The following is a 21372-nucleotide window of genomic DNA, read 5'->3' as shown; positions in this document are numbered from 1 at the left end:
GCGCCCAGCGCCGGGTCCCAGTCACGCTCGGGTCACTCTGCGTGCGTACGCCACCACTCCTGGCCCGACTCGGGCAGGGTGTGGATCGGGTCGTAGTACTCGTAGGTCCTGGTCAGAGCCTCGGGGTCCGAGGCCTCGATCGATGTGCGGTAGTTCTTGGTCCAGTAGGAGATGCCGCGCTCGGTGTCGTAGTCGGCGATCTGGTGGACCCAGCGCTTGCCGACGAAAGGTACGTCGCAGACGATGCGCGGGGTGGCGAACCCGGGCAGGTAGCCCATGATGTCGTGCTGCAGCCGCTGCGCCTCGGCGACCGAGACCCGCCAGTGCTCGCTGAAGGGGATCATGTCGCACATGTAGAAGTAGTAGGGCATGATCTGCGCGCCGTCGAGCAGACGGAAGCTCAGGTCGAGCAGGCTGTGGCTGTCGGCGTTGACGCCGGCCAGCAGCACTCCCTGGTTGCGTACGTCGCGAACCCCGGCCGCCAGCAGCGCCTTGGACGCTTCGGCGACCAGCGGAGTGACCGAGTTGGCGTGGTTGGCGTGGGTGTGGATCGCCAGCGAGACGCCGCGCTCCCGAGCGATGGTGGTCACCCGGTTCATCCCCTCCAGGAGCGGCTCCTGGAGCCAGTGCTGCGGGAGGCCGATCAGGCCCTTGGTGGCCAACCGGATGTCGCGGATGTTGTCGATCGCCATCAGCTTGGTGAGGAAGTCCTCCAGCCGCGGCCAGGGCAGGTTAGCGACGTCGCCGCCGGAGACGACCACGTCGCGCACCTGCGGGGTGTTGCGGAGGTATTCGAGCATCGCCTCGTGGCGGTCGACCGGCTTGCCGGTGAGCTTGAGCTTGTCGATGACCGGGGTCGAGTTGCCGACCAGGTCCATCCGGGTGCAGTGACCGCAGTACTGCGGGCAGGTGGAGAGCAGCTCGGCGAGCACCTTGGTCGGGTAGCGGTGGGTCAGACCCTCGGCGACCCACATGTCGTGCTCGTGCAGCGAGTCACGGCTCGCCTGCGGGTGTGAGGGCCAGTCGGTGCGGCGGTCGGAGAAGACCGGGATCATGTAGTGCCGGATCGGGTCGGCGTAGAACGCTGCGGTGAACTCTTCGCCCGCGTCCGCGCCGGAGGGGACCATCGTGTTCATCATCTGCGGCGGCACCAGCATCGACATCGTCGCCCGCTCGGCCATGTCCTTCTCGAGGTCGGCGTAGAACCGCTCGTCGAGAAGATCGCCCATCAGCGCGCGGAGCTGGCGGACGTTCTTGATGCAGTTGACGCGCTGCCACTGCACGTCGCGCCACTGCTCCTCGGTGATGTCGGCCCAGCCTGGGAACCGGGTCCAGTCGGGTTCGACCAGCTCTACGCGCTGGTAGGCGTAGGGCTGTCCGTCTCGGGTCGTAGGCTCGATGGTTGCCGTCATGTTCTCCACCATAGCGGGAGATCCTGCGGCATCTGCAACCATCGGCCGCAATTCTTCCCGCAACCGCTGGTAGGGTCCGCCGTGAGATGGACGCAAGGAGGCGTACGACGATGACCACTTCTGACCCGACAGGCCTGCACCGGGTGCTCGATGAGCCGGTGGGCGGCTCGTTGCCGCTGCCCCAGGCCGCCCGGAGACTCGACACCCGCAAGGCTCTGTGGCCCGACGAGGTACGGATCCGGGTGGAGCGTCTGAACCTCGACGCCGCCTCGTTCCGGCAGCTCGAGTCCGCGCACGACGGCGACGGAGAGGCCGTACGCCGCGAGGTGCTCGGCATCGTCGCGGAGCGCGGCAAGATGCAGAACCCGGTGACCGGGTCGGGCGGCATGCTCGTCGGTGTCGTCGAGGAGGTCGGACCCGAGTCGCCTCTGGGGCTGAAGGTCGGGGACCGGGTCGCGACCCTGGTGTCGCTGACGCTGACGCCGTTGGTGATCGAGGACGGGCTCGCCGGCTGGGGCGGTGACTCCGAGCAGGTGCCGTGCGACGGCTACGCCATCCTCTTCGGCCGCTCGATCGCAGCGGTCCTGCCCGACGACCTGACCGCCGAGCTCGCGCTGTCGGTGATGGACGTGTGCGGTGCCCCGGCGCTGACCCGGCGGGTCGTCTCGGAGCGCTATGCAGGCGGTGTCGTCGCGGTGATCGGTGGCGGCGGCAAGTCCGGATCGCTGTCGCTGGCCGCGGCCCGCGACGCGGGAGCCGGCCACCTGATCGGCATCGTCCCGACCGAGGCCGAGGCCGAGCGGCTTCGCGACGCCGGCCTGGCCGACGAGGTCGTGATCGCCGACGCCCGCAACCCGGTCGCGCTGCGCGACGCGGTCACCAAGGCCGGCGGACCAGCCGACGTCACCGTCGTCTGCGTCGACGTACCCGGCTGCGAGGGCGGCGCCATCCTCGCCACCGCCGACCGCGGCACCGTCATCTTCTTCTCGATGGCCACCTCCTTCTCCGCCGCCGCGCTCGGCGCCGAGGGTCTCGCCGCCGACGTCACGATGCTCGTCGGCAACGGCTACGTCCCCGGGCACGCCGCCTACGCCCTGGATCTTCTCCGCGCCAATGCCGGGGTCCGGGCACTGTTCGAAGGAAGACTGGAACTGTGAGACTCGAACTGGACCCACGCACCATCGCCCAGGCCCGCGCGCTCGCGGCGAAGGTCGGCGACCCGATCGTCGAGATGGCCAAGATGCACACCACGGTCGCCGTCGAGCGAGCGACGCTGCGCCTGGCCGGGCTCGCCGGCGCCGACCCGGACGGCACCCCATGGGTGAATCACCTGGTCGACGCGGTGCGCGCCGACATCGGGCTGGAGCACGGCGTCGCGCTGCCGGTATGGCAGGCGCTCAGCGCCTACGACAACGATCTGGCCCGCCTCGCCGAGGAGGCCGCCGCCGGACAGGTGACCTTCCACCTGCCCGAGGGCGCCGAGGCCGAGCTGGCCGCCAAGCACGCCCGCGAGGCGGTCGGGGTCGGTATCGCCCGCCTCGACGCCAGCCGGGTGGCCCGCGAGCGGATGATCGCCGAGATCGGCGACGCACCCCGCAAGCCGTGGATCTACCTGATTGTCGCCACCGGCGACATCTACGAGGACATCCCGCAGGCGCAGGCCGCCGCGCGCGAGGGCGCCGACATCATCGCGGTGATCCGCTCGACCGGCCAGTCGCTCCTCGACTACGTGCCCGAGGGCGCCACCCGGGAAGGGTTCGCCGGGACGTACGCGACCCAGGAGAACTTCCGGCTGATGCGGGCCGCGCTCGACGAGACGAGCCGTGAGCTCGGCCGCTACGTGCGGCTCACCAACTACGCGAGCGGGCTCTGCATGCCCGAGATCGCCGCGCTGGCGGGCATGGAGCGGCTCGACATGATGCTCAACGACTCGATGTACGGGATCCTGTTCCGCGACATCAACCCGGTGCGTACGTTCGTCGACCAGCGGCTCTCGCGCCAGATCCACGCGCGGGCGGGGATCATCATCAACACCGGCGAGGACAACTACCTCACCACCGCCGACGCGGTCGAGGCGGCGCACACGGTGACCACCTCGCAGCTGCTCAATGAGTACTTCGCCAAGGAAGCCGGTCTCGAGGACTGGCAGCTGGGCCTGGGCCACGCCTTCGAGATCAATCCCGACGTACCGGACTCGTTCCGTCTCGAGCTCGCGCACGCGCTGCTGGCGAAGACGATCTTCCCCGACGCCCCGCTGAAGTGGATGCCGCCGACCCGGCACATGACCGGCGACATCTTCAAGGGCTACCTGCTCGACGGGTTCTTCAACCTGGCGGGCGCGATGACCGACCAGGGCATCCTGCTGGTTGGGATGATGACCGAAGCCGTGGTGACGCCGTGGCTCTCCGACCGCGACCTGGCCCTGCAGAACGTTCGGTACGTCATGGAGTCGGCCGGCAAGCTCGGCGAGGACTTCCACCCGGCCCCTGACGGCTTCATCGCCAACCGGGCGCGCGAGGTGCTGGGGGAGTCGATCGACCTGCTCGGGAAGATCATCGACGAGCCCAACGGGTTGCTGGACGCGATCGCGGACGGCACCTTCGGCCTGATGAAGCGCCCTGCCGACGCCGGCAAGGGCCTCGAGGGCGTGGCCGAGAAGTCCTCGGCGTACTACAACCCGGCGAGCACCATCTTGGAGGGCGAGGAATGACCATCATCAGGCCGTACGGCGACACCACCGGCGATGGGATGGTGCAGCTCTCCTTCACGTTGCCGATCAAGCACTCGAAGATCGCCGACGGCGCAGCGCTGCAGCTGGCCAACAAGATGGGCATGGAGCCGGCGATGGTCGTCCACTCCAAGCCGATGGGCGACGACTTCACCTTCTTCGTCGTCTACGGACAGGTGAACCATCTCGTCGACACCGACAAGGTGCAGGTCGTCGAGCGTGACTTCCCGCTGCTGACGCCCAAGGAGGCCAACGCGGTGATCAAGGAGACGCTGCGGCGGCCGATGGTCGTCGTCGGCGCCTGCATCGGCACCGACGCCCACACCGTCGGGATCGACGCGATCCTCAACATCAAGGGGTTCGCGGGGGAGAAGGGGCTGGAGTACTACAAGGAGATCGAGGTCGTGAACCTCGGCGCCCAGGTCTCGGTGCCCTCCCTGGTCGAGGCCGCCGTCACCCGTCGCGCCGACGCCGTGCTCGTCTCCCAGGTCGTCACCCAGCGCGACGCGCACCTGCTCAACACCCGCGAGATGTCGGCGGCGTTCCGCGAGGCCTACCCTGCCGGGGAGCGGCCGCTCCTGGTCGCCGGCGGTCCGCGGTTCGACGAGTCGATGACCGCCGAGCTCGGCGTCGACCGCATCTTCGGCCGCGGCACCACTCCCGCCGAGGTCGCCTCCTACCTCGTCCACCGCACCACCTCGAAGGAGCCCGCGGCATGAGCAAGCCCGAGATCGGCACCAAGGTCGTCCACCGCCGCTACGTGCCCTACTCCCACGCCCACTACGCCGGGAACCTGGTCGACGGGGCCTACAGCCTGGGCCTGTTCGGCGACGTCGCGACCGAGATGTGCATCCTCACCGACGGCGACGAAGGTCTCTTCGCCTCCTACGACGACGTGCAGTTCAAGGCACCTGTGCGTGCCGGCGACGTCCTGGAGATCACCTGCGAGCTGATCAAGGCCGGGACTCGGTCCCGGGTGATGGAGTTCGCCGTGTACGTCGTGGCCCGCGGAGCCGCGACCGAGGCCCGACCCGGGGCCGCGGAGATCCTGGGGGTGCCGCTTCTGGCCACCTCCGCACGCGGTACTGTCGTCGTTCCGTGAGCGCCGTAACGAGTACGCGCAGGCGACACGCCGACGTTCCTCGATAATTCGTCACTTTCTCGCGCTCCGCAGGCTGTGGTTGACCTGCGAAAACATATGTTTCCGCAGGTCAGAGCCGTGTTGACTTCTGCGGAGCCAGCGGGTGATGGTGGCAACGTTCGCCCATGCAGAGTTGCGGTCGGCGGACCGGCGCTCGACGAATCGGGTCGGGGGGTGTCGAGCCAGGCATGCCTTCGACGCGTTTTCGTGGGCGCGGTCAACGGCCGCGAGGGCAACGCGGGAGGGCCAAGGCGCCCTTAGACAACGATCGTCCCCCTGTCGCCAGCAGGGATCGGAACGGCCCGAAGAACGTCTTGCTCCTCCCGCGCTCTGTCTGTGATCGCCTCGCCATCGCACCGTCCCGATCGATCTGTCCCGCTCGATCGGGGATCTTGGGATCAACCGGTGGGCGGATATCCTGTGATCTCCACCCCCATTCCTTGACAAGGCCGGCGTACGTGACGAACGAGCAGCTTCCACCCTGGACCGAGATCGGCCGGGCGGTCATGGTCATCCCGACCTACAACGAGGCGGACAACCTCGCCTGGATCGTCGGGCGGCTGCGCAAGGCGCAGCCACGCGTCGACGTGCTGATCGTCGACGACGGCTCGCCCGACGGCACCGGCACGATCGCCAACGAGCTGGCCGACAACGACGAGCAGATCCACGTGCTGCACCGCACGGAGAAGGCCGGGCTGGGGGCTGCGTACCTGCACGGGTTCGGCTGGGCTCTCGAGCAGGGCTACGACGTCGTGGGGGAGATGGACGCCGACGGCTCGCACCAGCCGGAGGAGCTCCACCTGCTGCTCGAGGCGCTCACCTCCGCCGACCTGGTGATCGGTGCCCGCTGGATCCGCGGCGGCTCGGTGGTCAACTGGCCGCTGTCACGACGCGTGCTGTCGGTGGGCGGCAACTTCTACGTCCGGCTCCTGCTCGGCATCGGCGTTCACGACGCCACCGCGGGCTACCGCCTCTTCCGGCGTACGACGCTGGAGAAGCTGCAGCTGAACAGCGTCGAGTCGACCGGCTATGTCTTCCAGACCGAGATGGTGACGCGTACGCTGCGTGCCGGCCTGACCGTCAAGGAGGTCCCGATCCAGTTCATCGAGCGGGTCCGGGGCGAGTCGAAGATGAGCCCCGCGGTGGCCGCCGAGTCGATGCGCCGGGTGACCCGCTGGGGCCTGGCCGAACGCCGCGACCAGCTGCTCCGCCTGCTGCGCCGATTCGGGCTGGACCGTTTCGTGGGAGGCCGTCGATGACGACGCGTCGCCGCCGGTTCTCCTGGGTGCTGGTGCTGCTGTTCCTGGTGATGCCGCTGGCCGAGCTGTTCGTGCTCATTCAGGTCGGCCAGGTCATCGGCGTGTGGTGGACGATCCTGCTGCTGGTCGCCGACTCGATCTTCGGTGCCTGGCTGATGCGCCGCGAGGGCTCCCGAGCCTGGTCGGCGCTGTCCACGGCGCTCTCCTCGGGCAAGCTCCCGTCCAACGAGATCGCCGACGGCGCACTGATCCTGCTCGGTGGCGCGCTGATGCTCAGCCCCGGTTTCGTGACCGACATCTTCGGCATCGTGCTGATCCTGCCGTTCACCCGGCCGTTCTTCCGCCGCATCCTGGCCAAGGTCGTGCAGAGGCGCCTGGTCACCGCGACCATGCCCTCCACGTTCGGTGCCGCAGCCAGGCCGCGCAACGACGACATCGTCACCGGCGAGGTCATCGACAAGGACGCCTCCTAGCCGAGACGTCACAAAAGCGAATCGAGTGGTCACCGAAGTGACCACTCGATTCGCGTACGTGACGTCTCGGCGTGAGATCAGGCGTTGGCCTTCTTCTTCCCCGGTCCCTTGCGGTGCAGGTGAGCCGGGCCGATCTCGCCACCACGAAGCAGGTCGAGGCGCTCCTTGAGGATGTCCTCGAGCTCCTTCTCCGAGCGCCGCTCCAGGAGCATGTCCCAGTGCGTACGCGCCGGCTTCTCGGCCTTCTCCTCCGGCTTGGCGCCGGAGAGGTTGAGAGCTTCCATGCCGCAGCGCGGGCACTCCCAGATGGCCGGAACCTCGGCCTCGTCCGACATCGTGATCTCGAAGTCGTGACCCTGCGGGCAGCGGTATGCCACCTGCTGACGACCCGCGAACTCGATCCCGCGTTCGTCCTCAAAACTTTGTCCGCCCAGTCGGGCGCCGCGCAACGTGCGCTCGGCCATGAAGCACCTCCTGAGTCGATCGTCCCCCGTTGAATGAGCTGAAGAGCGAAGCGGTCTGCGGACTCATGACGCAGGCCGGTCAGGCCTCTTCACATCGTCAACGGTACAGAGGAGGTGATGATTCCGTGAATTGTCGAGATCCTCGCCGTGTTGTTCGACACAGGACCCGCCTGACCTGCGGATCTCTCTGAGAAAGTCCTGAGCGGCCGATGTCCCGAACCCGCCAGCCGCTCGGCGCGGTCTCAGACCCGCTCGGGCGCCCGGTCGCCCGCCTGCTCGATGCCCTTCGCGGTGTTCACGAGGGCGAGCAGCCCGCCGCCGAGGACGAAGAAGGCGATCAGCGCCAGGATCGCCGGGCGGTAGGAGTCGGTGATCTGGTAGACGAGCCCGAAGACCAGGGTCCCGAGCCAGGAGGTGCCGCGGTCCATCGCGTGGTAGAGGCTGAAGTACTCCGCCTCCTTGCCGGCCGGGATGAACAGCGAGAAGTAGGACCGGGCCAGCGCCTGGGTGCCGCCCATGACCAGGCCGATCCCGACCGCGACGACCAGAAGCGGCACCAGAGTCTGCTCGGGCACGAAGTAGGCCGCGACGACGATGACCATCCAGCCACCCAGGCCGCCGAGGATCACCCGCTTGGCGCCGAAGCTCTTGGCCAGCCGGCCGAAGAAGACGGCCCCGCCGACCGCCACGAACTGCACCAGCAGATAGATGCCGAGCATCGTGCCGGTCTCGAACCCGAGCTCCTCGACCCCGTAGATCGACGCCGAGCTGATCACCGTCTGGATGCCGTCGTTGAAGAAGAGGTACGCCAGCAGGAAGGTCAGCGCGACCGGATACTGCGGCAGCTCCCTGAGCGTCACGAACAGCTGGCCGAAGGAGCGCGCCACGACGCCGCCGGAGACGTCCTCGACGTCGGCCGGCTCGCGTCGGCGGATCCGGCGCCACGGGATGATGATGAACCCCGCCCACCACAGCCCCGCCGAGAGCATCGAGATCCGCACCGCCAGCTCGGTACCGAGCCCGAGTTGGTCGGCGAAGGTGACGAGCAGGAAGTTGATCGCGAGCAGCAGCCCGCCCCCGGCGTACCCGTAGGCCCAGCCGATCGAGGAGACCCGGTCGCGCTCCTCCTCGGTCGAGATCAGCGGCAGGATCGAGTCGCTGACCACCACCGCCGCGCCGGCGCACAGGTTGGCGATGATGAACATGATCGAGCCGAACAACCAGTTGTCCCCGGTCATGAAGAACAACAGCGCCGCGCAGAGCGCACCGGCCCAGGCGAATCCGGCCATCAGGTCCGGCTTGCGCGAGGTGCGGTCGGCGATCGCGCCGACCAGCGGGTAGATGATCGCCGACAGGATCGTCGAGAACGTGATGACGAACGACGGCAGCGCGCCGGGAGCGATCGAGAGCCCGAGCACGTCGATCCTGTTGTCGACGGCGGCTGCCTTCGCGATCTCGATCAGGTAGGGCGCGAACAGCACGCCGGCCACCGTCGTCTGGAAGGCGGAGACGGCCCAGTCGGTGAAGAACCAGCCCTTCTGCTCCCGCGTCCGCTCGACCGGCGTGAAGTCGCCGATCCCGGCTGATGTGGTCACTTCTCGGGCTCCTCGTCTTGATCCTTGTCGAACCCTGCATCGGGCTCGGCTTCGTCGACGGGCTCGACCCGAGACGGCACAGCCTCCCACAGCCCACGTTCCTCCAGGAACGCTTTCAGTACGTCGGTGCGATCGGTCATCAGTCCGTCGACGTCGCGCTTGAGCAACCGCTCCATCTCGGCCGGATCGTCGACGGTCCAGACGTGGACCTCCTTGCCCGCCTTGTGGGCGCGGCGAACGAGACCACGAGAGGCCACCCGGATCGACAGCGGCCCGCGAAGCCGCTGGTGATGAGGGATCTGGAAGGCGTCGAACCGCGACCCGACGAGCCTCTTGGCGATCCCGGTCGTGGGCGCCAGCAGGTAGGCCAGCACCTCGCGTGGATGCGCCGAGGTCCGCACCCGCCCCTCGGTCAGTCGGCGGAACGCCTTCAGCCTCCGGACCGAGAACGAGCCGACGATGACCTTGTCCTCGTGGTCGGTCGCGGCGAGCAGCTCGGCCACCGCGCCGACAGCGCCGTCGGACTTGAGGTCGATGTTGAAGGTGACCTCGGGGAACGCCTCGAAGAGCTCGGCCAGCGTCGGCACCCCGTGCAGGCCCCCGATCCGGGCGGCCTGCACCTCGGCGTACGTCATCTCCGCGATCAGGCCGCTGACGTCGGTCACCCGGTCGAGCGCCTCGTCGTGGAAGGCGAGCAGGACACCGTCGCGGGTGACGTGCACATCGGTCTCGAGATGGGTGTAGCCGAGCTCCACCGCATGCCGGAACGCCTCCATGGTGTTCTCCATCCCGACCAGGTCGGGATGGAGAGCTCCGCCACGGTGCGCATAGGCGCGTATGCGTCGTTGCTGCTCCCTCACGGGGAGCATCTAACCATCCGTGAGTCCCGGATCACATGAGCCCGCGAACTCAGATGTCGCCACAACCCAGCAAGCGCGTCGAGCCGGCTCATCGTGACCGAAAATCCCGTCGAGTCGGCGCGTCATGACGCGCCGACTCGACGGGATCGTTGCTCAGATGTCGCGGAAGGCGGTGATGTTCGCGCCGAGCTGGTTGAGCCGCTCGGCGAGGTCCTCGTAGCCGCGGGCGATGACGTAGGTCGAGCGGAGCACCGAGGTGCCCTTCGAGGCGAGCATCGCGAGCAGCACGACGACGGCGGGACGCAGCGCCGGCGGGCAGACGATCTCGGTGCCGGAGAAGTGGGTCGGCCCCTCGATCATCACCCGGTGCGGGTCCATGAGCGTGACGTTGCCGCCGAGCTTGTTGAGCTCGGTCAGGTAGATCGCCCGGTTCTCGTAGACCCAGTCATGCAGCAGCGTCTGACCCTGCGCCACCGCGGCGATCGCGGCGAAGAACGGCAGGTTGTCGATGTTGAGACCGGGGAAGGGGAGCGGGTGGATCTTGTCCAGCGGGGCGTGCAGCACCGAGTGCTTGGTATTGATGTCGACCAGGCGGGTCTTGCCGTTGAGCGCCAGGTACTCCTCGGAGAGGGTGTAGTTGAAGCCCATCTCCTCCAGCGTCGCCAGCTCGATCTCCATGAACTCGATCGGGACGCGCTTGATGGTGATCTCGGAGTCGGTCACGATCGCGGCGGTCAGCAGCGACATCGCCTCGATCGGGTCCTCGCTCGGCGCGTAGTCGACATCGACGTCGATGACCTCGCGGCCGGTGACGCGCAGCGTGGTGGTGCCGATGCCCTCGACCTCGACGCCCAGCTTCTGCAGGTAGAAGCAGAGGTCCTGGACCATGTAGTTGGACGACGCGTTGCGGATCGTGGTGGTGCCCGGGTGCAGCGCGGCAGCCATCAGGGCGTTCTCGGTGACGGTGTCGCCACGCTCGGTCAGCACGATCGGGCGGCCCGGCTGGATCTCCCGGTTGACGCTCGCGTGGTAGGCGCCGTCGGTCGCCTTGACCTCGAGGCCGAAGGGGCGCAGGGCCGACATGTGCGGCTCAACGGTGCGGGTGCCGAGGTTGCAGCCGCCGGCGTAGGGCAGCTCGAAGGTGTCCAGGCGGTGCAGCAGCGGTCCGAGGAACATGATCACCGAGCGCGTACGGCGCGCGGCGGCCTCGTCCACGGCGTCCAGACGCAGCTCCTTCGGCGGCACGATCTCGAGGTCGTTGTCGTCGTTGAGCCAGCGGGTCTGCACGCCGATCGAGTTGAGCACCTCGATGATCCGGTTGACCTCTTCGATGCGTGCGACCTTGCGCAGCGTCGTACGGCCCCGGTTGAGGAGCGAGCCGACCAGGAGGGCGACCCCGGCGTTCTTCGAGGTCTTGACCGTGATCTCACCCGACAGCGTGGTCGGACCGGTGACGCGCAGGTGCGTCGGCCCCGCCCCGATGTCGACCAGGGAGGAGTCGAGAGCGGCACCTACCCGGGCGATCATCTCGAGGGACAGGTTCTGTTGTCCCTGCTCGATGCGGTTGATCGCACTCTGGCTGGTGTTGAGGAGGTCAGCGAGCTGTGCCTGGGTCAAACCCTTGTGCTTGCGCGCATCGCGAATCAGGTTCCCGATACGACCTTTGTATCCGTCGGTCATGGTGCACCACCGTAACTCATATATGAGATAAGCCTGGATTCCCCGCGAAGTGTCGGCGTTTCGTTTCAGGGCTGTTGCCTGGCTCGTGGAACGGCCACCGTGTGCAACATCTCTTTACGCCGGGTGACAGGATGCCACCATGCGCGCGACGACTATCCATGGGGTGGGCGACATCCGCTTCACCCAGGTACCCGATCCTGCTCTGGCGAAGCCCACCGACGCCATCGTCAAAATCGTGGGTTCCTGCATCTGCGGCTCCGATCTGTGGAACTACCGCGGCTCCAACGGCGACATCGAGGAGCCCCGCACCATCGGCCACGAGTGCATCGGCGTGATCGAGGAGGTCGGTGCCGACGTACGCGACTTCAAGGCCGGCGACTTCGTGATCGTTCCCTTCGACCACTGCGACAACACCTGCCCGCACTGCCTGGCCGGAGTCCAGTCGGTCTGCGAGAACCTCGGGTTCACGGTCAGCGGACAGAGCGAGTACGCCCTCGTCAACCAGGCCGACGGCTCGCTGGTCAAGCTCGACGAGACGCCGGACCCGTCGATGTACCCCGACCTGCTGGCGCTCACCGACGTGATGGCCACCGGCTGGCACGCCGCGGTCATGTCAGGCCTCGGCAACGGAGCCCAGGGTGGCACCGCGGTCGTGGTCGGCGACGGCGCGGTCGGTCTGTGCGGCGTGCTGGCTGCCGCTCAGCTCGGCGCCGAGCGGGTCGTGGCGATGTCGCGCCACGAGGCCCGCCAGGAGATCGCCAAGAAGTTCGGCGCCACCGACATCGTGGCCGCCCGAGGCAAGGAGGGCGAGGCGGCGGTACGCGAGCTCACCGGCGGCGTCGGGGCCGACTACGTCCTGGAGTGCGTGGGCACCGACCAGTCCTTCAAGACGGCCTCCAAGGTCGCCCGCCCGGGTGCGACCGTCGGGTTCGTCGGTGTCCCGCACGACGTCAACCTTCCGGTCAACGCGCTCTTCCGCACCAACGTCGGCCTCAAGGGCGGGATGGCGCCGGTACGCCGCTACCTCCCCGACCTCCTGCGTCTGACGCTGGAGGGCACGATCAACCCCGGTCTGGTCTTCGACAAAGCCCTGCCGTTCGCGGAGGCCGCCGAGGGCTACCGCCTCATGGACGAGCGCCTCGCGACCAAGGTCCAGCTCACCTACTGAGCCACGCTGATCCCGGGCGGGGGATCGGCCGGTCGCCTCATCTGAGAGACTCGGTCGATGCCCCGCACCGACACCATGCGCCTGCGTCCGCTGTCACCGGGCGACGAACACGTCTTCGCCGACTGGGCACACGACGAGGAGTTCCGGGTGGCCAACGGCTGGCCGGAGCGCGACCGCGACGGTCACCTCCGCCACTGGCGCCGGCTGATCGATGCCCCGCCGCCGGAGCTCATCAGGCTCGCGGTCGAGCTCGACGAGGAGGTCGTCGGCTATGCCGATCTCCACGGTCTGGCTCCCGACACGCGCGAGCTCGGTATCGCCATCGGGCCCAGCTCGCGGTGGGGCCATGGTCTCGGTCAGCGCGCCATCAAGACCGCGCTCACCTACGGCTTCTCCGTCCTCGACCTGACCCGGATCTGGGCCGAGACCCATGAGACCAACACCCGGGCGAAGAAGCTCTTCGGCGCGACCGGCTTCATCGAGACCGGCCGCCACGGCTCCGACACCTACCGTGGCGAGGACGTCGGCCTCGTCCAGTACGCCGTCGAGCGCCCCTACTAGCAACTGCCGAAGCGTCACCGCCGTCGGCCGACACGTCAGGCCCTGACGCTTCGACCGACGTACCTGACGTCTCGGGCGACCGGGGTGACGTCTCGGCGGGTCAGTCGGCGATGCGTACGGGCTTCTTCTGGGGGTAGCCCTCGGGGAGGAGCATGGTGCCGTCCTGGTGGCGGTAGAGCACCTGCCAGTGCCAGTAGAGGTCGTACGCAGCGGGGGACCGCTTCATCTGCTCGGCGTAGGCGCTGACGGCCGCCACGTAGCGGTCGGAGTGGTTGTAGGACCACAGCGCGCCGGCCATGTCGCCGGGAGCGCCGTTGTTGGCGAGCATGCGGCCGGCGGCCATGATCGCGTCGGCGGGGTCGTTGATGTCGCCGCCGGCGCCGTACTGGGCGAAGGTCGAGGGCAGGAACTGCATCGGGCCCTGGGCGCCCGCGGTGCTGGTGCCGCGGATGCGGCCCATCCGGGTCTCGACCAGGTGGACGGCGGCGAGGTACTCCCACGGTGTTCCGGTCTGCTGCTGCGCCTTGCGGTAGAGGGGGCGCAGCTCGTCCGGCGTCGGCGGCGTCAGGATCTTCCAGTCGGGGAGCTCGGGCTGGGGATCGGTCATCACCATGAGCTCGCGCGCCGCGGCGATGTCTGACTGGAGCTGGGCGCGGTCGGCGCGGCCGAGCGCGCCCAGGACCTCGTCGGCCTTGGCCTTCGACCCGCGGGCGAGGTTGCGGGCGGTCGTCTGCTCGAACAGCGCGGCCTCGCGTACGTCCTCGGCTCCGGGCTCTCCAGCGGCGACCGTCGCCATCGCCTGGGTGAGGCGGTCTGCCAGCGGCACTGACGCATCGTCCAGAGGGACTGTCGTCGGCGAGGGAACGGTGCTCGAGGACGGGCCCTGCGGCGACGCCGACGGGCTGCCGGCAGGATCCGAGGACGGCTCACCGCCACAGCCGGCGACGAGCGCCAGGGCTGTGACGGTGGCCAGGGCAGCGAGCCGAGTGCGCACGCGTTCGACGCTACCCGACGGCCGACTACGCGCCGTTGCGACCGCCGCTCTGCCCGATGATCGCCGCGAGCTCGGCCGGCTTGCTCAGCTGCGGCCAGTGCCCCGTGGGCAGGTCGACGAAGGTCGCGTCCTTGTGCTTCGGGATGGCGGCCACCGACTCGGTGCCCTCAGCGATCCACGCCTTCAGATCGGCAGCGGTGTATTCGGGGCAGACGAACACTGCCGGGACCGAATAGCGACGCTCGTCGCCGAGCTCGAACGGCTCGGAGGTCAGGTTGGCGGGGGAGGGCCGCAGCAGCGCCTCGAAGGCGGCGCGGTCCAGGTCGCGTACGTCGGCCTCGTCGAACTCCTCCCACGGCACCGGCGGCAGGTCGGCGCCGTCGGTGGGGAAGTTCTTGGCGGGGATCATGCCGGGCTCGGCCGGCCAGCCGCCGACGTAGACCACGGCGGCGACCTTGTCGACGCGTGCATCGAGGGCGGCGCCGGCCACCGCGCAGCCCATCGAGTGTCCGACGAGGATCACCGGCGCAGCCGACTCGTCGATGGCGGCCACCACGGCGGCGACCTGGTCGGCGACGTGCACGTCGGTCCGGTCGGTCTCGGCCGACTCGAGGCCGGGCAGGGTGAGCGGCCGCGGAGTGTGACCGGCTTCGGTCAGGTGGGGGACGACGAGGTCCCAGGAGGAGGCGTCCAGCCAGAGGCCGGGTACGAGAACGATGTCCATGGGAACGATCCTCTGCCTGATTGCGGACGATCTGCTTCCGCCACCACAAATCTTTCGAACAAAAGAACGGTGACCACCGCGACTGCGGTGGTCACCGTTTCTGGACGCCCGAGACAGCTGACGCCAGGTCGTTCAGCGAGCGCCGGCGACCTCCAGTAGCTCCGCGACCTCGTGGGCGCGGCAGTCGCAGTCGGAGTCGCACGGCAAGAAGCGGTGACGAGCGTGACCGCAGTCGCGGCACGGCATGTCGTGAGAAAGCGTGAAGCTCTGCACCTCAACGGTGTCCCACATAATTAATTCATCCCCCAGAGAATGTTGGTCGGTCTTTATCGGTGAAGCTGCCTGATATGTAACACGATAATCCGCGACTTCGGAAGAGCTCGGACAACACGCCGAGACATTGTTTTCCCTGGTCAGTCGACCGATATGATTATTCGGTCGACCGATAGATAAACTCATAAGGGGCTGTTGTTGATGCCGCGTGGGCGTCCGCTTTACAACGCCCGCGAACGCGCTCTCGCGTGTTGACGGAATGAAAACAGAACGCAGACCTGCAGGTCACAACCCACAAGGTGGCGTCAGTTCGGAGGCCGGTTCCGGAGTGCAGAACACCTAGAGGCGAAGGTCCCAGCCGCCCTGGCTGACCCCGAATGGTCGGCGTCGGCCACCGCCCTGAGGGAATCTCGCGGGTCGGTTGAGAGTTCTACTAGTCGTGAAGAACATCGGATTCTTGTCTTTCGGCCACTGGACACCGTCGCCCTACTCGCAGACACAGTCGGCACGGGACGCGCTGATCCAGGGGATCGAGCTCGCGGTCGCCGCCGAGGAGCTGGGAATCGACGGTGCGTACTTCCGGGTCCACCACTTCGCCCGCCAGTACGCCTCTCCCTTCCCGCTGCTGTCCGCGGTCGGCGCCCGCACCTCGAGGATCGAGATCGGCACCGGTGTCATCGACATGCGCTACGAGAACCCGCTCTACATGGCCGAGGACTCGGCGGCCGCCGACCTCATCTCCGGTGAGCGCCTGCAGCTCGGGATCAGCCGCGGTTCACCCGAGCAGGTCATCGAGGGATGGCGCTACTTCGGCTATGACCCCGGCGAGAACGCCTCCGAGGCCGACATGGCCCGGGCTCACACCGAGACGTACCTCAAGATCATCGAGGGGGCGCAGTTCGCCGAGCCCAACCCGCGGCCGATGTTTCCCAACCCGCCGGGCAAGCTCCGCGTCGAGCCCTACTCCGAGACGCTGCGCGACCGGATCTGGTGGGGTTCGAGCTCGCTGGCGACCGCACGCTGGGCCGCGGGGCTCGGGATGAACCTGCAGAGCTCGACCCTCAAGAACGACGAGAACGGCAAACCGTTCCACATCCAGCAGCGCGAGCAGATCGAGGCCTACCGCGAAGCGTGGAAGGAGGCCGGTCACGAACGTGAGCCGCGCGTCTCGGTCTCGCGCTCGATCTTCGCCCTCGTCAACGACGAGGACCGGCGCTACTTCGGCCTCGATCGGCAGACCAAGGACCAGATCGGCAACATCGACGACCAGACCCGCGCGATCTTCGGGCGTTCGTACGCCGCCGAGCCCGACGTCCTGGTCGAGGAGCTCGCCGAGGACGAGGCGATCCAGGCCGCGGACACGCTGCTGCTCACGGTGCCGAACCAGCTCGGCGTCGACTACAACACCCATGCCCTGGAGAGCATCCTGACCCACGTCGCCCCTGATCTGGGCTGGCGGTAGAAACCTGCGGACCGCGCAACTTCCGAGTCACAAAAGGGCGCATAATCGTTGTCAACCGCCCCACGTGGCCGCACCATTGGCTACCGTGCACGGCGACCGTTATTCAAGGGGGACCCCTGTTGGCTACGTACGCTGAGCTGCTTGACGTCTATCTTCGCGATCCGGGCCCGGAGTCGCTGAGAGCCCTACGTGAGGCGATCCTGGAAGCTCCGAACTTCCGGCCCGATCTCGAGATCACCGAGATGATCGCCCCGATGATGTCGGTCGGCGACTACGCCGGCGCGATCGCCGCCGTCCACGGGCTGATGCCCGGCGCGATCTTCAGCCCGTCGGCCCACGCGGCCCTCGCCGACGCCCAGCGCGGCCTCGGCAATCTCGAGCAGGCTCAGCGCGAGTCGATCCTGGCCCAGTCGGCACTCGACAGCATCATCAGCACCGGAGAGGGCACCGAGTCCGAGCCGTGGTCGGTGCTGCGGACCAGCGACGCCTACGACGTGGTGCTGGCCTCGGGCAAGACGCCGCGCTCACAGGTCGCGGTCGGCAAGCTCGACCGGATCGTGTGCACCGACTCGACGGTCTGGTTCTTCGACACCAGCAACGACTTCGCCAGGGCCTGACCGCGGCGTGCCGAGATCCGTACTCATCACCGGCGCGGCCGCCGGCATCGGCCGGGCGACCGCGCTCCGTTTCGCCCGTGAGGGGTGGCTGGTCGGCGCCTACGACATCGACCCCGACGGCCTGACATCGCTGACGACCGAGGTCGAGCCGCTCGCCGGGGAGTTGGTCACCGGCACTCTCGACGTACGTGACGCCGTGTCCTGGCAGACCGCCCTGGACGACTTCGTCGCGGTGAGCGGCGGCAGCCTCGACGTACTCGTCAACAACGCCGGCATCATCCAGATCGGCAAGTTCGCCGACCTGCCGCTGGATCGGCAGCAGGCGATCATCGACGTCAACGTCAAGGGCCTGGTCAACGGCTGCCACCTCGCGCGCCCGTTCCTCCGGCCCGGCTCCCACGTCGTAAACCTCGCCTCCGCCTCGGCCATCTACGGCCAGCCCGGGATGGCGATCTACTCCGCCACCAAGTTCGCCGTACGCGGCCTCTCCGAGGCTCTCGACCTCGAGTGGTCCGGCGACGGGATCACGGTGACGGCCCTGTGGCCCCTCTTCGCCGACACCTCCATGGTGTGGGGTCATGACTTCCCGGCGCTGCGGCGGCTCAAGGTCTCGCTCACGCCCGACGATGTCGCGGAGTCGGTCTACGCCGCCGCGACCAGCGGCCACGGCCTCCTCGGTGGCGTCCACCGAGGCGTCGGCACCAAGGCGCGCGTCCTGCTCGGCCTCTCCGGAGTCACCCCGAGCTGGGCCAACCGGGTGTTCAACCGGCTGATCTCCACCTGAGCCCCACCCAGCCGATTCGGTAGAAGTGGGCGTCGAGTCCGCACTTGTGGGCGACGAAACTCCAGTTTCGTCGCCCATTCCTGCAGTCTCGGCCGACAGAAGTGCGGTTTCGGCGGGTTCTGATTGTTCACCGGGTTGTTGCCGGTAGGGACGGTGTGCGTCGGGTTCCTGACGGCCCTGGCGCGCACGCTCGGGACCATGATGAGTCGCACCTTGCGGATTCTGCTCGCCGGGATGGTTGCCGTCGTACTCGCCTCCGCGGCGCTCAGCGCGGCGAGGGCCGACGAGCCCCGGGCCTCCGACCAGGGGCAGGTCGTGTTCGACCGTCACGAGGTGCCGCCCGAGGACGCGCGGCCGGGCGGTGGCGCGGCGCCGTTCGAGACCGGTGTGGTGATCGTGCTCAACACGCTGCTCCTCGGCGGGCTCGTCGGCGGGATGCTCTGGGCGCGACGACGGCTCGGCTGCGCAGACTCCGCACTGCCGCGTGTGTCCGCATAACGATATCGCCGTCTCACGAGTCGGGATTCCACGCGTAGAGTCGATGCATGTCGACCTACACCCATGGCCATCACGAGTCGGTCCTGCGCTCGCACAGGTGGCGTACGGCGGAGAACTCCGCTGCGTACCTGCTGCCCCGGCTGAGCCCTGAGCAGCGGCTGCTCGACGTGGGTGCCGGCCCGGGGACGATCACGCTCGATCTCGCCAGCCGGGTCGCTCAGGTGACCGCCACGGAGATCGGTGAGCCCGAGCTCGCGCTCTCCCGGCAGTCCGCGGAGGCCGGGGGAGTCACGAACGTCGACTTCCGGGTCGAGGACGTGCACGCGCTGAGCATCGAGGACGATACCTACGACGTGGTTCACGCCCATCAGGTGCTGCAGCACGTGAAGGACCCGGTGCAGGCGCTGCGGGAGATGCGCCGGGTGACGAAGCCCGGGGGCATCGTGGCCGCGCGCGACAGCGACTACGCGGCCTTCGTCTGGTGGCCGGAGTCGGCCGAGCTGACCGAGTGGCTGCGTCTCTACCGTCATGCCGCGCGGGCCAACGGCGGTGAGCCCGATGCGGGGCGGCGGCTGGTCTCCTGGGCGCGCGCTGCTGGGTTCGACGACATCGAGGCCACCTCGAGCACCTGGTGCTTCTCCGCCCCGGAGGACCGGGCCTGGTGGGGCGGGATGTGGGCCGACCGGTTCACCGACTCGGCGGTCGCTCGCCAGCTCGTCGACTCCGGAGACGCCACGACCGCCGACCTCGCCCGGGTCGCGGACGGGTGGCGGTCGTGGGCCGAGGCGGAGGACGGTTGGTTCTCCGTCCTCCACGGCGAGATCCTGGCTCGCGCCTGAGGGTCGACGCCGAGCCTCAGCGGCGCAGGATCCGCGCCGAGAGCGTGTTGCCGAGCAGCTGGATGACCTGTACGAGTGCGACCAGGATGAGCACGCAGACCCAGGTGACGGTCGGGTCGTACTGCCGGTAACCGAAGGTCTGGGCGAAGCTACCCAGGCCGCCACCGGCGATCAGGCCGGCGACCGCCGACATGTCGACGACCGCCACGAAGGCGAAGGTGTAGCCGAGGATGATCGGCGCCAGCGCCTCGGGGAGGACGACGGTGGCGGCGATCCGGGCACGGCTCGCACCCATCGCGCGGGCGGCCTCGATCACTCCCGGCGGGACGGTCACGAGGTTCTGCTCGATGATTCGGGCGATGCCGAACATCGCGGCGAGGATCAGCGAGAACACCACCGCCGGCATGCCGATACCGGTGCCGACGACCAGTCGAGCGGCAGGCTGGACGGCGGCGATGAAGATGATGAACGGGATCGGCCGGAAGAAGTTGACCAGGACGTTGAGGACGACCGAGACGACGGCGTTCTCGTAGAGCCCGCCCTTGCGCGTCAGGTAGAGCCCCAACGCGAGCAGCAGACCCAGCGTGCCGCCGATCAGCATCGTCAGCGCCACCATGAGAAGCGTCTCGCCGGTGGCCTGCCAGATGTCCGGCCACAGCTCGCCGAGCCGGGTGTCGGTGGGGAGAAGCATCACAGCTCCTTCGCGGGGACGAGGGCGGCCAGCTCGCGTACGGCCTCGTCGACCGAGGTCGCAGGGCCGTCGAGGGCGAGGGTCAGGTTGCCGAAGGTGGTGCCCTGGATCTCCTCGATGCCGCCGAAGACGAGCTCGAAGGTGATCCCGCGCTCGAGGAGGACCGCGAAGATGTCGGTCTGGCGGGGCCCGCCCTCGCGCAGCTCGAGCTTCACGAACCGGCCGGGATGGCGGGACTTCATCGCCGACAGCGTGTCGGCGGCGGGCTCGTCGTCGACGACGGTGCCGACGAAGCGCCGGGTCACCGGCTGCTGAGGCGCCGAGAAGACGTCGTAGACGGCTCCGGACTCGACCACGCGCCCGTTCTCCATGACCGCGACGTGGTCGGCGAGCTCGCGGACCACCTCCATCTCGTGGGTGATCGCCACGATCGTGGTGCCGAACTCCTCGTTGACCCGCTTCAGGAGGCGCAGCACCTCGTGGGTGGTCTCCGGGTCGAGCGCGCTGGTGGCCTCGTCGGCGAGCAGCAGGGAGGGGTTGGTGGTGAGCGCGCGGGCGATGCCGACGCGCTGCTTCTGTCCGCCCGAGAGGTTGCGCGGGTAGGTGTGGGCCTTGTCGGGGAGCCCGACGAAATGGAGCAGCTCGGAGATCCGGCGCTGCTGCTCGGCCTTGTCGATGCCGGCGATCTGCAGCGGGTAGGCCAGGTTGCCCCAGACCGTACGCGACTCGAGGAGGTTGAACTGCTGGAAGATCATCCCGATGCCCAGCCGGATCGGCCGCAGCTGCCGCTCGTGCAGGCCGACCAGCTCGGTGCCGCCGACCTGGATGGAGCCCGAGGTGGCCGGCTCGAGGCCGTTGAGCAGCCGGACCAGGGTGGACTTGCCGGCCCCGGAGTAGCCGACGATCGCCTGTACGTCACCGGCGGCGATGTCGAGGTCGACGTCGACCACGGCGTGGACCTCGTCGCGGCCCTTCGCTGCCGGGTAGGTCTTGGTGACGTTGCGGAGCCGCAGGTCCATCGCGGTCAACAACGTCCGCGTCGAGGACGCCGAGAGCGAAGACCGTCACCCTGTCCGTGGAGTCGGCCGCCTTCACGACGATCTACGGCGGCGATGCCACCGAGACCGCGGCCGACGGCGCGATCGAGGT

Annotated in this window: 22 protein-coding genes; 13 read left to right on the top strand and 9 right to left on the bottom strand. The window is 68.4% G+C overall.

Translation table 11 applies throughout. From position 1 onward, the window contains the following. Window positions 1–32 precede the first annotated feature (32 nt). A complete protein-coding gene (locus ABTX24_RS28800; protein WP_350844551.1) occupies window positions 33–1412 on the bottom strand; it encodes a KamA family radical SAM protein in 1380 nt (459 codons plus the stop codon). A gap of 110 nt (window positions 1413–1522) precedes the next feature. Here ABTX24_RS28800 and kdd point away from each other — a divergent pair, with 110 nt between their 5' ends. From kdd to ABTX24_RS28770, 6 genes are all read left to right on the top strand, one after another. Further along, on the top strand, window positions 1523–2569 hold the full coding sequence (gene kdd, locus ABTX24_RS28795; protein ID WP_350844549.1) for an L-erythro-3,5-diaminohexanoate dehydrogenase: 1047 nt from the start codon (window positions 1523–1525) through the stop codon (window positions 2567–2569). Further along, window positions 2566–4122, top strand: coding sequence for a lysine 5,6-aminomutase subunit alpha (gene kamD / locus ABTX24_RS28790; RefSeq protein WP_350844547.1), 1557 nt, complete (start codon window positions 2566–2568; stop codon window positions 4120–4122). Before kdd ends, kamD begins: the two co-directional genes overlap by 4 nt. Further along, window positions 4119–4859 (top strand): lysine 5,6-aminomutase subunit beta, encoded by a 741-nt coding sequence (gene kamE, locus ABTX24_RS28785; RefSeq protein WP_350844546.1) that lies wholly within the window; start codon window positions 4119–4121, stop codon window positions 4857–4859. Before kamD ends, kamE begins: the two co-directional genes overlap by 4 nt. Further along, a complete protein-coding gene (gene kal / locus ABTX24_RS28780) occupies window positions 4856–5242 on the top strand; it encodes a 3-aminobutyryl-CoA ammonia lyase (protein WP_350844544.1) in 387 nt (128 codons plus the stop codon). The genes kamE and kal overlap by 4 nt, the downstream gene beginning before the upstream one ends. A 545-nt stretch (window positions 5243–5787) precedes the next feature. Then, window positions 5788–6540 (top strand): polyprenol monophosphomannose synthase, encoded by a 753-nt coding sequence (locus ABTX24_RS28775; protein WP_201451318.1) that lies wholly within the window; start codon window positions 5788–5790, stop codon window positions 6538–6540. Beyond that, the gene (locus ABTX24_RS28770) at window positions 6537–7013 is read left to right on the top strand and encodes an FxsA family protein (protein WP_350844542.1); all 477 of its coding nucleotides are present in this window, start codon (window positions 6537–6539) and stop codon (window positions 7011–7013) included. Before ABTX24_RS28775 ends, ABTX24_RS28770 begins: the two co-directional genes overlap by 4 nt. Before the next feature lie 77 nt (window positions 7014–7090). On the opposite strand, the gene ABTX24_RS28765 is transcribed toward ABTX24_RS28770, so the two are convergent. The 4 genes from ABTX24_RS28765 to ABTX24_RS28750 all read right to left on the bottom strand — a co-directional run bounded on the left by ABTX24_RS28765 (window position 7091) and on the right by ABTX24_RS28750 (window position 11612). Further along, window positions 7091–7477 carry an RNA polymerase-binding protein RbpA gene (locus tag ABTX24_RS28765; RefSeq protein WP_008359714.1) on the bottom strand — a complete coding sequence of 129 codons (387 nt, stop codon included), beginning with the start codon at window positions 7475–7477 and terminating at the stop codon, window positions 7091–7093. Between the two features lie 242 nt (window positions 7478–7719). Beyond that, window positions 7720–9072 (bottom strand): MFS transporter, encoded by a 1353-nt coding sequence (locus tag ABTX24_RS28760; protein ID WP_350844540.1) that lies wholly within the window; start codon window positions 9070–9072, stop codon window positions 7720–7722. Further along, window positions 9069–9941 (bottom strand): glycerophosphodiester phosphodiesterase family protein, encoded by an 873-nt coding sequence (locus ABTX24_RS28755; protein ID WP_350844538.1) that lies wholly within the window; start codon window positions 9939–9941, stop codon window positions 9069–9071. The genes ABTX24_RS28760 and ABTX24_RS28755 overlap by 4 nt, the downstream gene beginning before the upstream one ends. Window positions 9942–10085: 144 nt before the next feature. Continuing rightward, window positions 10086–11612, bottom strand: coding sequence for a UDP-N-acetylglucosamine 1-carboxyvinyltransferase (locus tag ABTX24_RS28750; protein WP_350844536.1), 1527 nt, complete (start codon window positions 11610–11612; stop codon window positions 10086–10088). Window positions 11613–11751: 139 nt separating this feature from the next. On the opposite strand from ABTX24_RS28750, the gene ABTX24_RS28745 reads away from it, so the two are divergent. Together ABTX24_RS28745 and ABTX24_RS28740 are read left to right on the top strand one after the other, a co-directional pair. Next, complete coding sequence (locus ABTX24_RS28745) at window positions 11752–12780, top strand: zinc-dependent alcohol dehydrogenase family protein (protein WP_350844535.1); 1029 nt, start codon at window positions 11752–11754, stop codon at window positions 12778–12780. A 57-nt stretch (window positions 12781–12837) separates the two neighbouring features. Continuing rightward, window positions 12838–13341, top strand: coding sequence for a GNAT family N-acetyltransferase (locus tag ABTX24_RS28740; RefSeq protein WP_160023509.1), 504 nt, complete (start codon window positions 12838–12840; stop codon window positions 13339–13341). A gap of 100 nt (window positions 13342–13441) precedes the next feature. On the opposite strand, the gene ABTX24_RS28735 is transcribed toward ABTX24_RS28740, so the two are convergent. Further along, window positions 13442–14335, bottom strand: coding sequence for a lytic transglycosylase domain-containing protein (locus tag ABTX24_RS28735; protein ID WP_350844533.1), 894 nt, complete (start codon window positions 14333–14335; stop codon window positions 13442–13444). Window positions 14336–14360: 25 nt separating this feature from the next. Beyond that, a complete protein-coding gene (locus tag ABTX24_RS28730; RefSeq protein ID WP_350844531.1) occupies window positions 14361–15059 on the bottom strand; it encodes an alpha/beta fold hydrolase in 699 nt (232 codons plus the stop codon). 730 nt (window positions 15060–15789) lie between these two features. On the opposite strand from ABTX24_RS28730, the gene ABTX24_RS28725 reads away from it, so the two are divergent. From ABTX24_RS28725 to ABTX24_RS28705, 5 genes are all read left to right on the top strand, one after another. Next, a complete protein-coding gene (locus tag ABTX24_RS28725) occupies window positions 15790–16794 on the top strand; it encodes an LLM class flavin-dependent oxidoreductase (protein ID WP_350844530.1) in 1005 nt (334 codons plus the stop codon). Window positions 16795–16913: 119 nt separating this feature from the next. Then, window positions 16914–17411 (top strand): DUF4919 domain-containing protein, encoded by a 498-nt coding sequence (locus tag ABTX24_RS28720; protein WP_160023517.1) that lies wholly within the window; start codon window positions 16914–16916, stop codon window positions 17409–17411. A 7-nt stretch (window positions 17412–17418) separates the two neighbouring features. Then, window positions 17419–18195, top strand: coding sequence for an SDR family oxidoreductase (locus ABTX24_RS28715; protein ID WP_350844528.1), 777 nt, complete (start codon window positions 17419–17421; stop codon window positions 18193–18195). A 198-nt stretch (window positions 18196–18393) separates the two neighbouring features. Further along, window positions 18394–18693 carry a hypothetical protein gene (locus ABTX24_RS28710; protein WP_350844526.1) on the top strand — a complete coding sequence of 100 codons (300 nt, stop codon included), beginning with the start codon at window positions 18394–18396 and terminating at the stop codon, window positions 18691–18693. Window positions 18694–18740: 47 nt separating this feature from the next. After that, entirely contained in the window at window positions 18741–19532 is a 792-nt protein-coding gene (locus ABTX24_RS28705; RefSeq protein ID WP_350844524.1) for a class I SAM-dependent methyltransferase, read from the top strand. Between the two features lie 16 nt (window positions 19533–19548). Here the strand turns inward: ABTX24_RS28705 and ABTX24_RS28700 are convergent, their stop codons facing one another. Both ABTX24_RS28700 and ABTX24_RS28695 read right to left on the bottom strand, forming a co-directional pair. Further along, on the bottom strand, window positions 19549–20223 hold the full coding sequence (locus ABTX24_RS28700) for a methionine ABC transporter permease (RefSeq protein ID WP_350844522.1): 675 nt from the start codon (window positions 20221–20223) through the stop codon (window positions 19549–19551). Continuing rightward, entirely contained in the window at window positions 20223–21242 is a 1020-nt protein-coding gene (locus ABTX24_RS28695; RefSeq protein WP_350844568.1) for a methionine ABC transporter ATP-binding protein, read from the bottom strand. The genes ABTX24_RS28700 and ABTX24_RS28695 overlap by 1 nt, the downstream gene beginning before the upstream one ends. Window positions 21243–21372 lie beyond the last annotated feature (130 nt).

This window comes from Nocardioides sp. NPDC127514 (assembly GCF_040302125.1).
Taxonomy (GTDB): domain Bacteria; phylum Actinomycetota; class Actinomycetes; order Propionibacteriales; family Nocardioidaceae; genus Nocardioides.
Note: the sequence above shows the minus strand (reverse complement) of the source record. Positions and strands in the feature narration are given on the sequence as shown.

Coding starts and splice junctions, on each gene's coding strand:
- ABTX24_RS28800 (WP_350844551.1), bottom strand. CDS start 1,412: ATGACGGCAACCATCGAGCCTACGACCCGAGACGGACAGCCCTACGCC.
- kdd (WP_350844549.1), top strand. CDS start 1,523: ATGACCACTTCTGACCCGACAGGCCTGCACCGGGTGCTCGATGAGCCG.
- kamE (WP_350844546.1), top strand. CDS start 4,119: ATGACCATCATCAGGCCGTACGGCGACACCACCGGCGATGGGATGGTG.
- kal (WP_350844544.1), top strand. CDS start 4,856: ATGAGCAAGCCCGAGATCGGCACCAAGGTCGTCCACCGCCGCTACGTG.
- ABTX24_RS28775 (WP_201451318.1), top strand. CDS start 5,788: ATGGTCATCCCGACCTACAACGAGGCGGACAACCTCGCCTGGATCGTC.
- ABTX24_RS28770 (WP_350844542.1), top strand. CDS start 6,537: ATGACGACGCGTCGCCGCCGGTTCTCCTGGGTGCTGGTGCTGCTGTTC.
- ABTX24_RS28765 (WP_008359714.1), bottom strand. CDS start 7,477: ATGGCCGAGCGCACGTTGCGCGGCGCCCGACTGGGCGGACAAAGTTTT.
- ABTX24_RS28755 (WP_350844538.1), bottom strand. CDS start 9,941: ATGCTCCCCGTGAGGGAGCAGCAACGACGCATACGCGCCTATGCGCAC.
- ABTX24_RS28750 (WP_350844536.1), bottom strand. CDS start 11,612: ATGACCGACGGATACAAAGGTCGTATCGGGAACCTGATTCGCGATGCG.
- ABTX24_RS28745 (WP_350844535.1), top strand. CDS start 11,752: ATGCGCGCGACGACTATCCATGGGGTGGGCGACATCCGCTTCACCCAG.
- ABTX24_RS28740 (WP_160023509.1), top strand. CDS start 12,838: ATGCCCCGCACCGACACCATGCGCCTGCGTCCGCTGTCACCGGGCGAC.
- ABTX24_RS28730 (WP_350844531.1), bottom strand. CDS start 15,059: ATGGACATCGTTCTCGTACCCGGCCTCTGGCTGGACGCCTCCTCCTGG.
- ABTX24_RS28710 (WP_350844526.1), top strand. CDS start 18,394: ATGATGAGTCGCACCTTGCGGATTCTGCTCGCCGGGATGGTTGCCGTC.
- ABTX24_RS28705 (WP_350844524.1), top strand. CDS start 18,741: ATGTCGACCTACACCCATGGCCATCACGAGTCGGTCCTGCGCTCGCAC.
- ABTX24_RS28700 (WP_350844522.1), bottom strand. CDS start 20,223: ATGCTTCTCCCCACCGACACCCGGCTCGGCGAGCTGTGGCCGGACATC.
- ABTX24_RS28695 (WP_350844568.1), bottom strand. CDS start 21,242: ATGGACCTGCGGCTCCGCAACGTCACCAAGACCTACCCGGCAGCGAAG.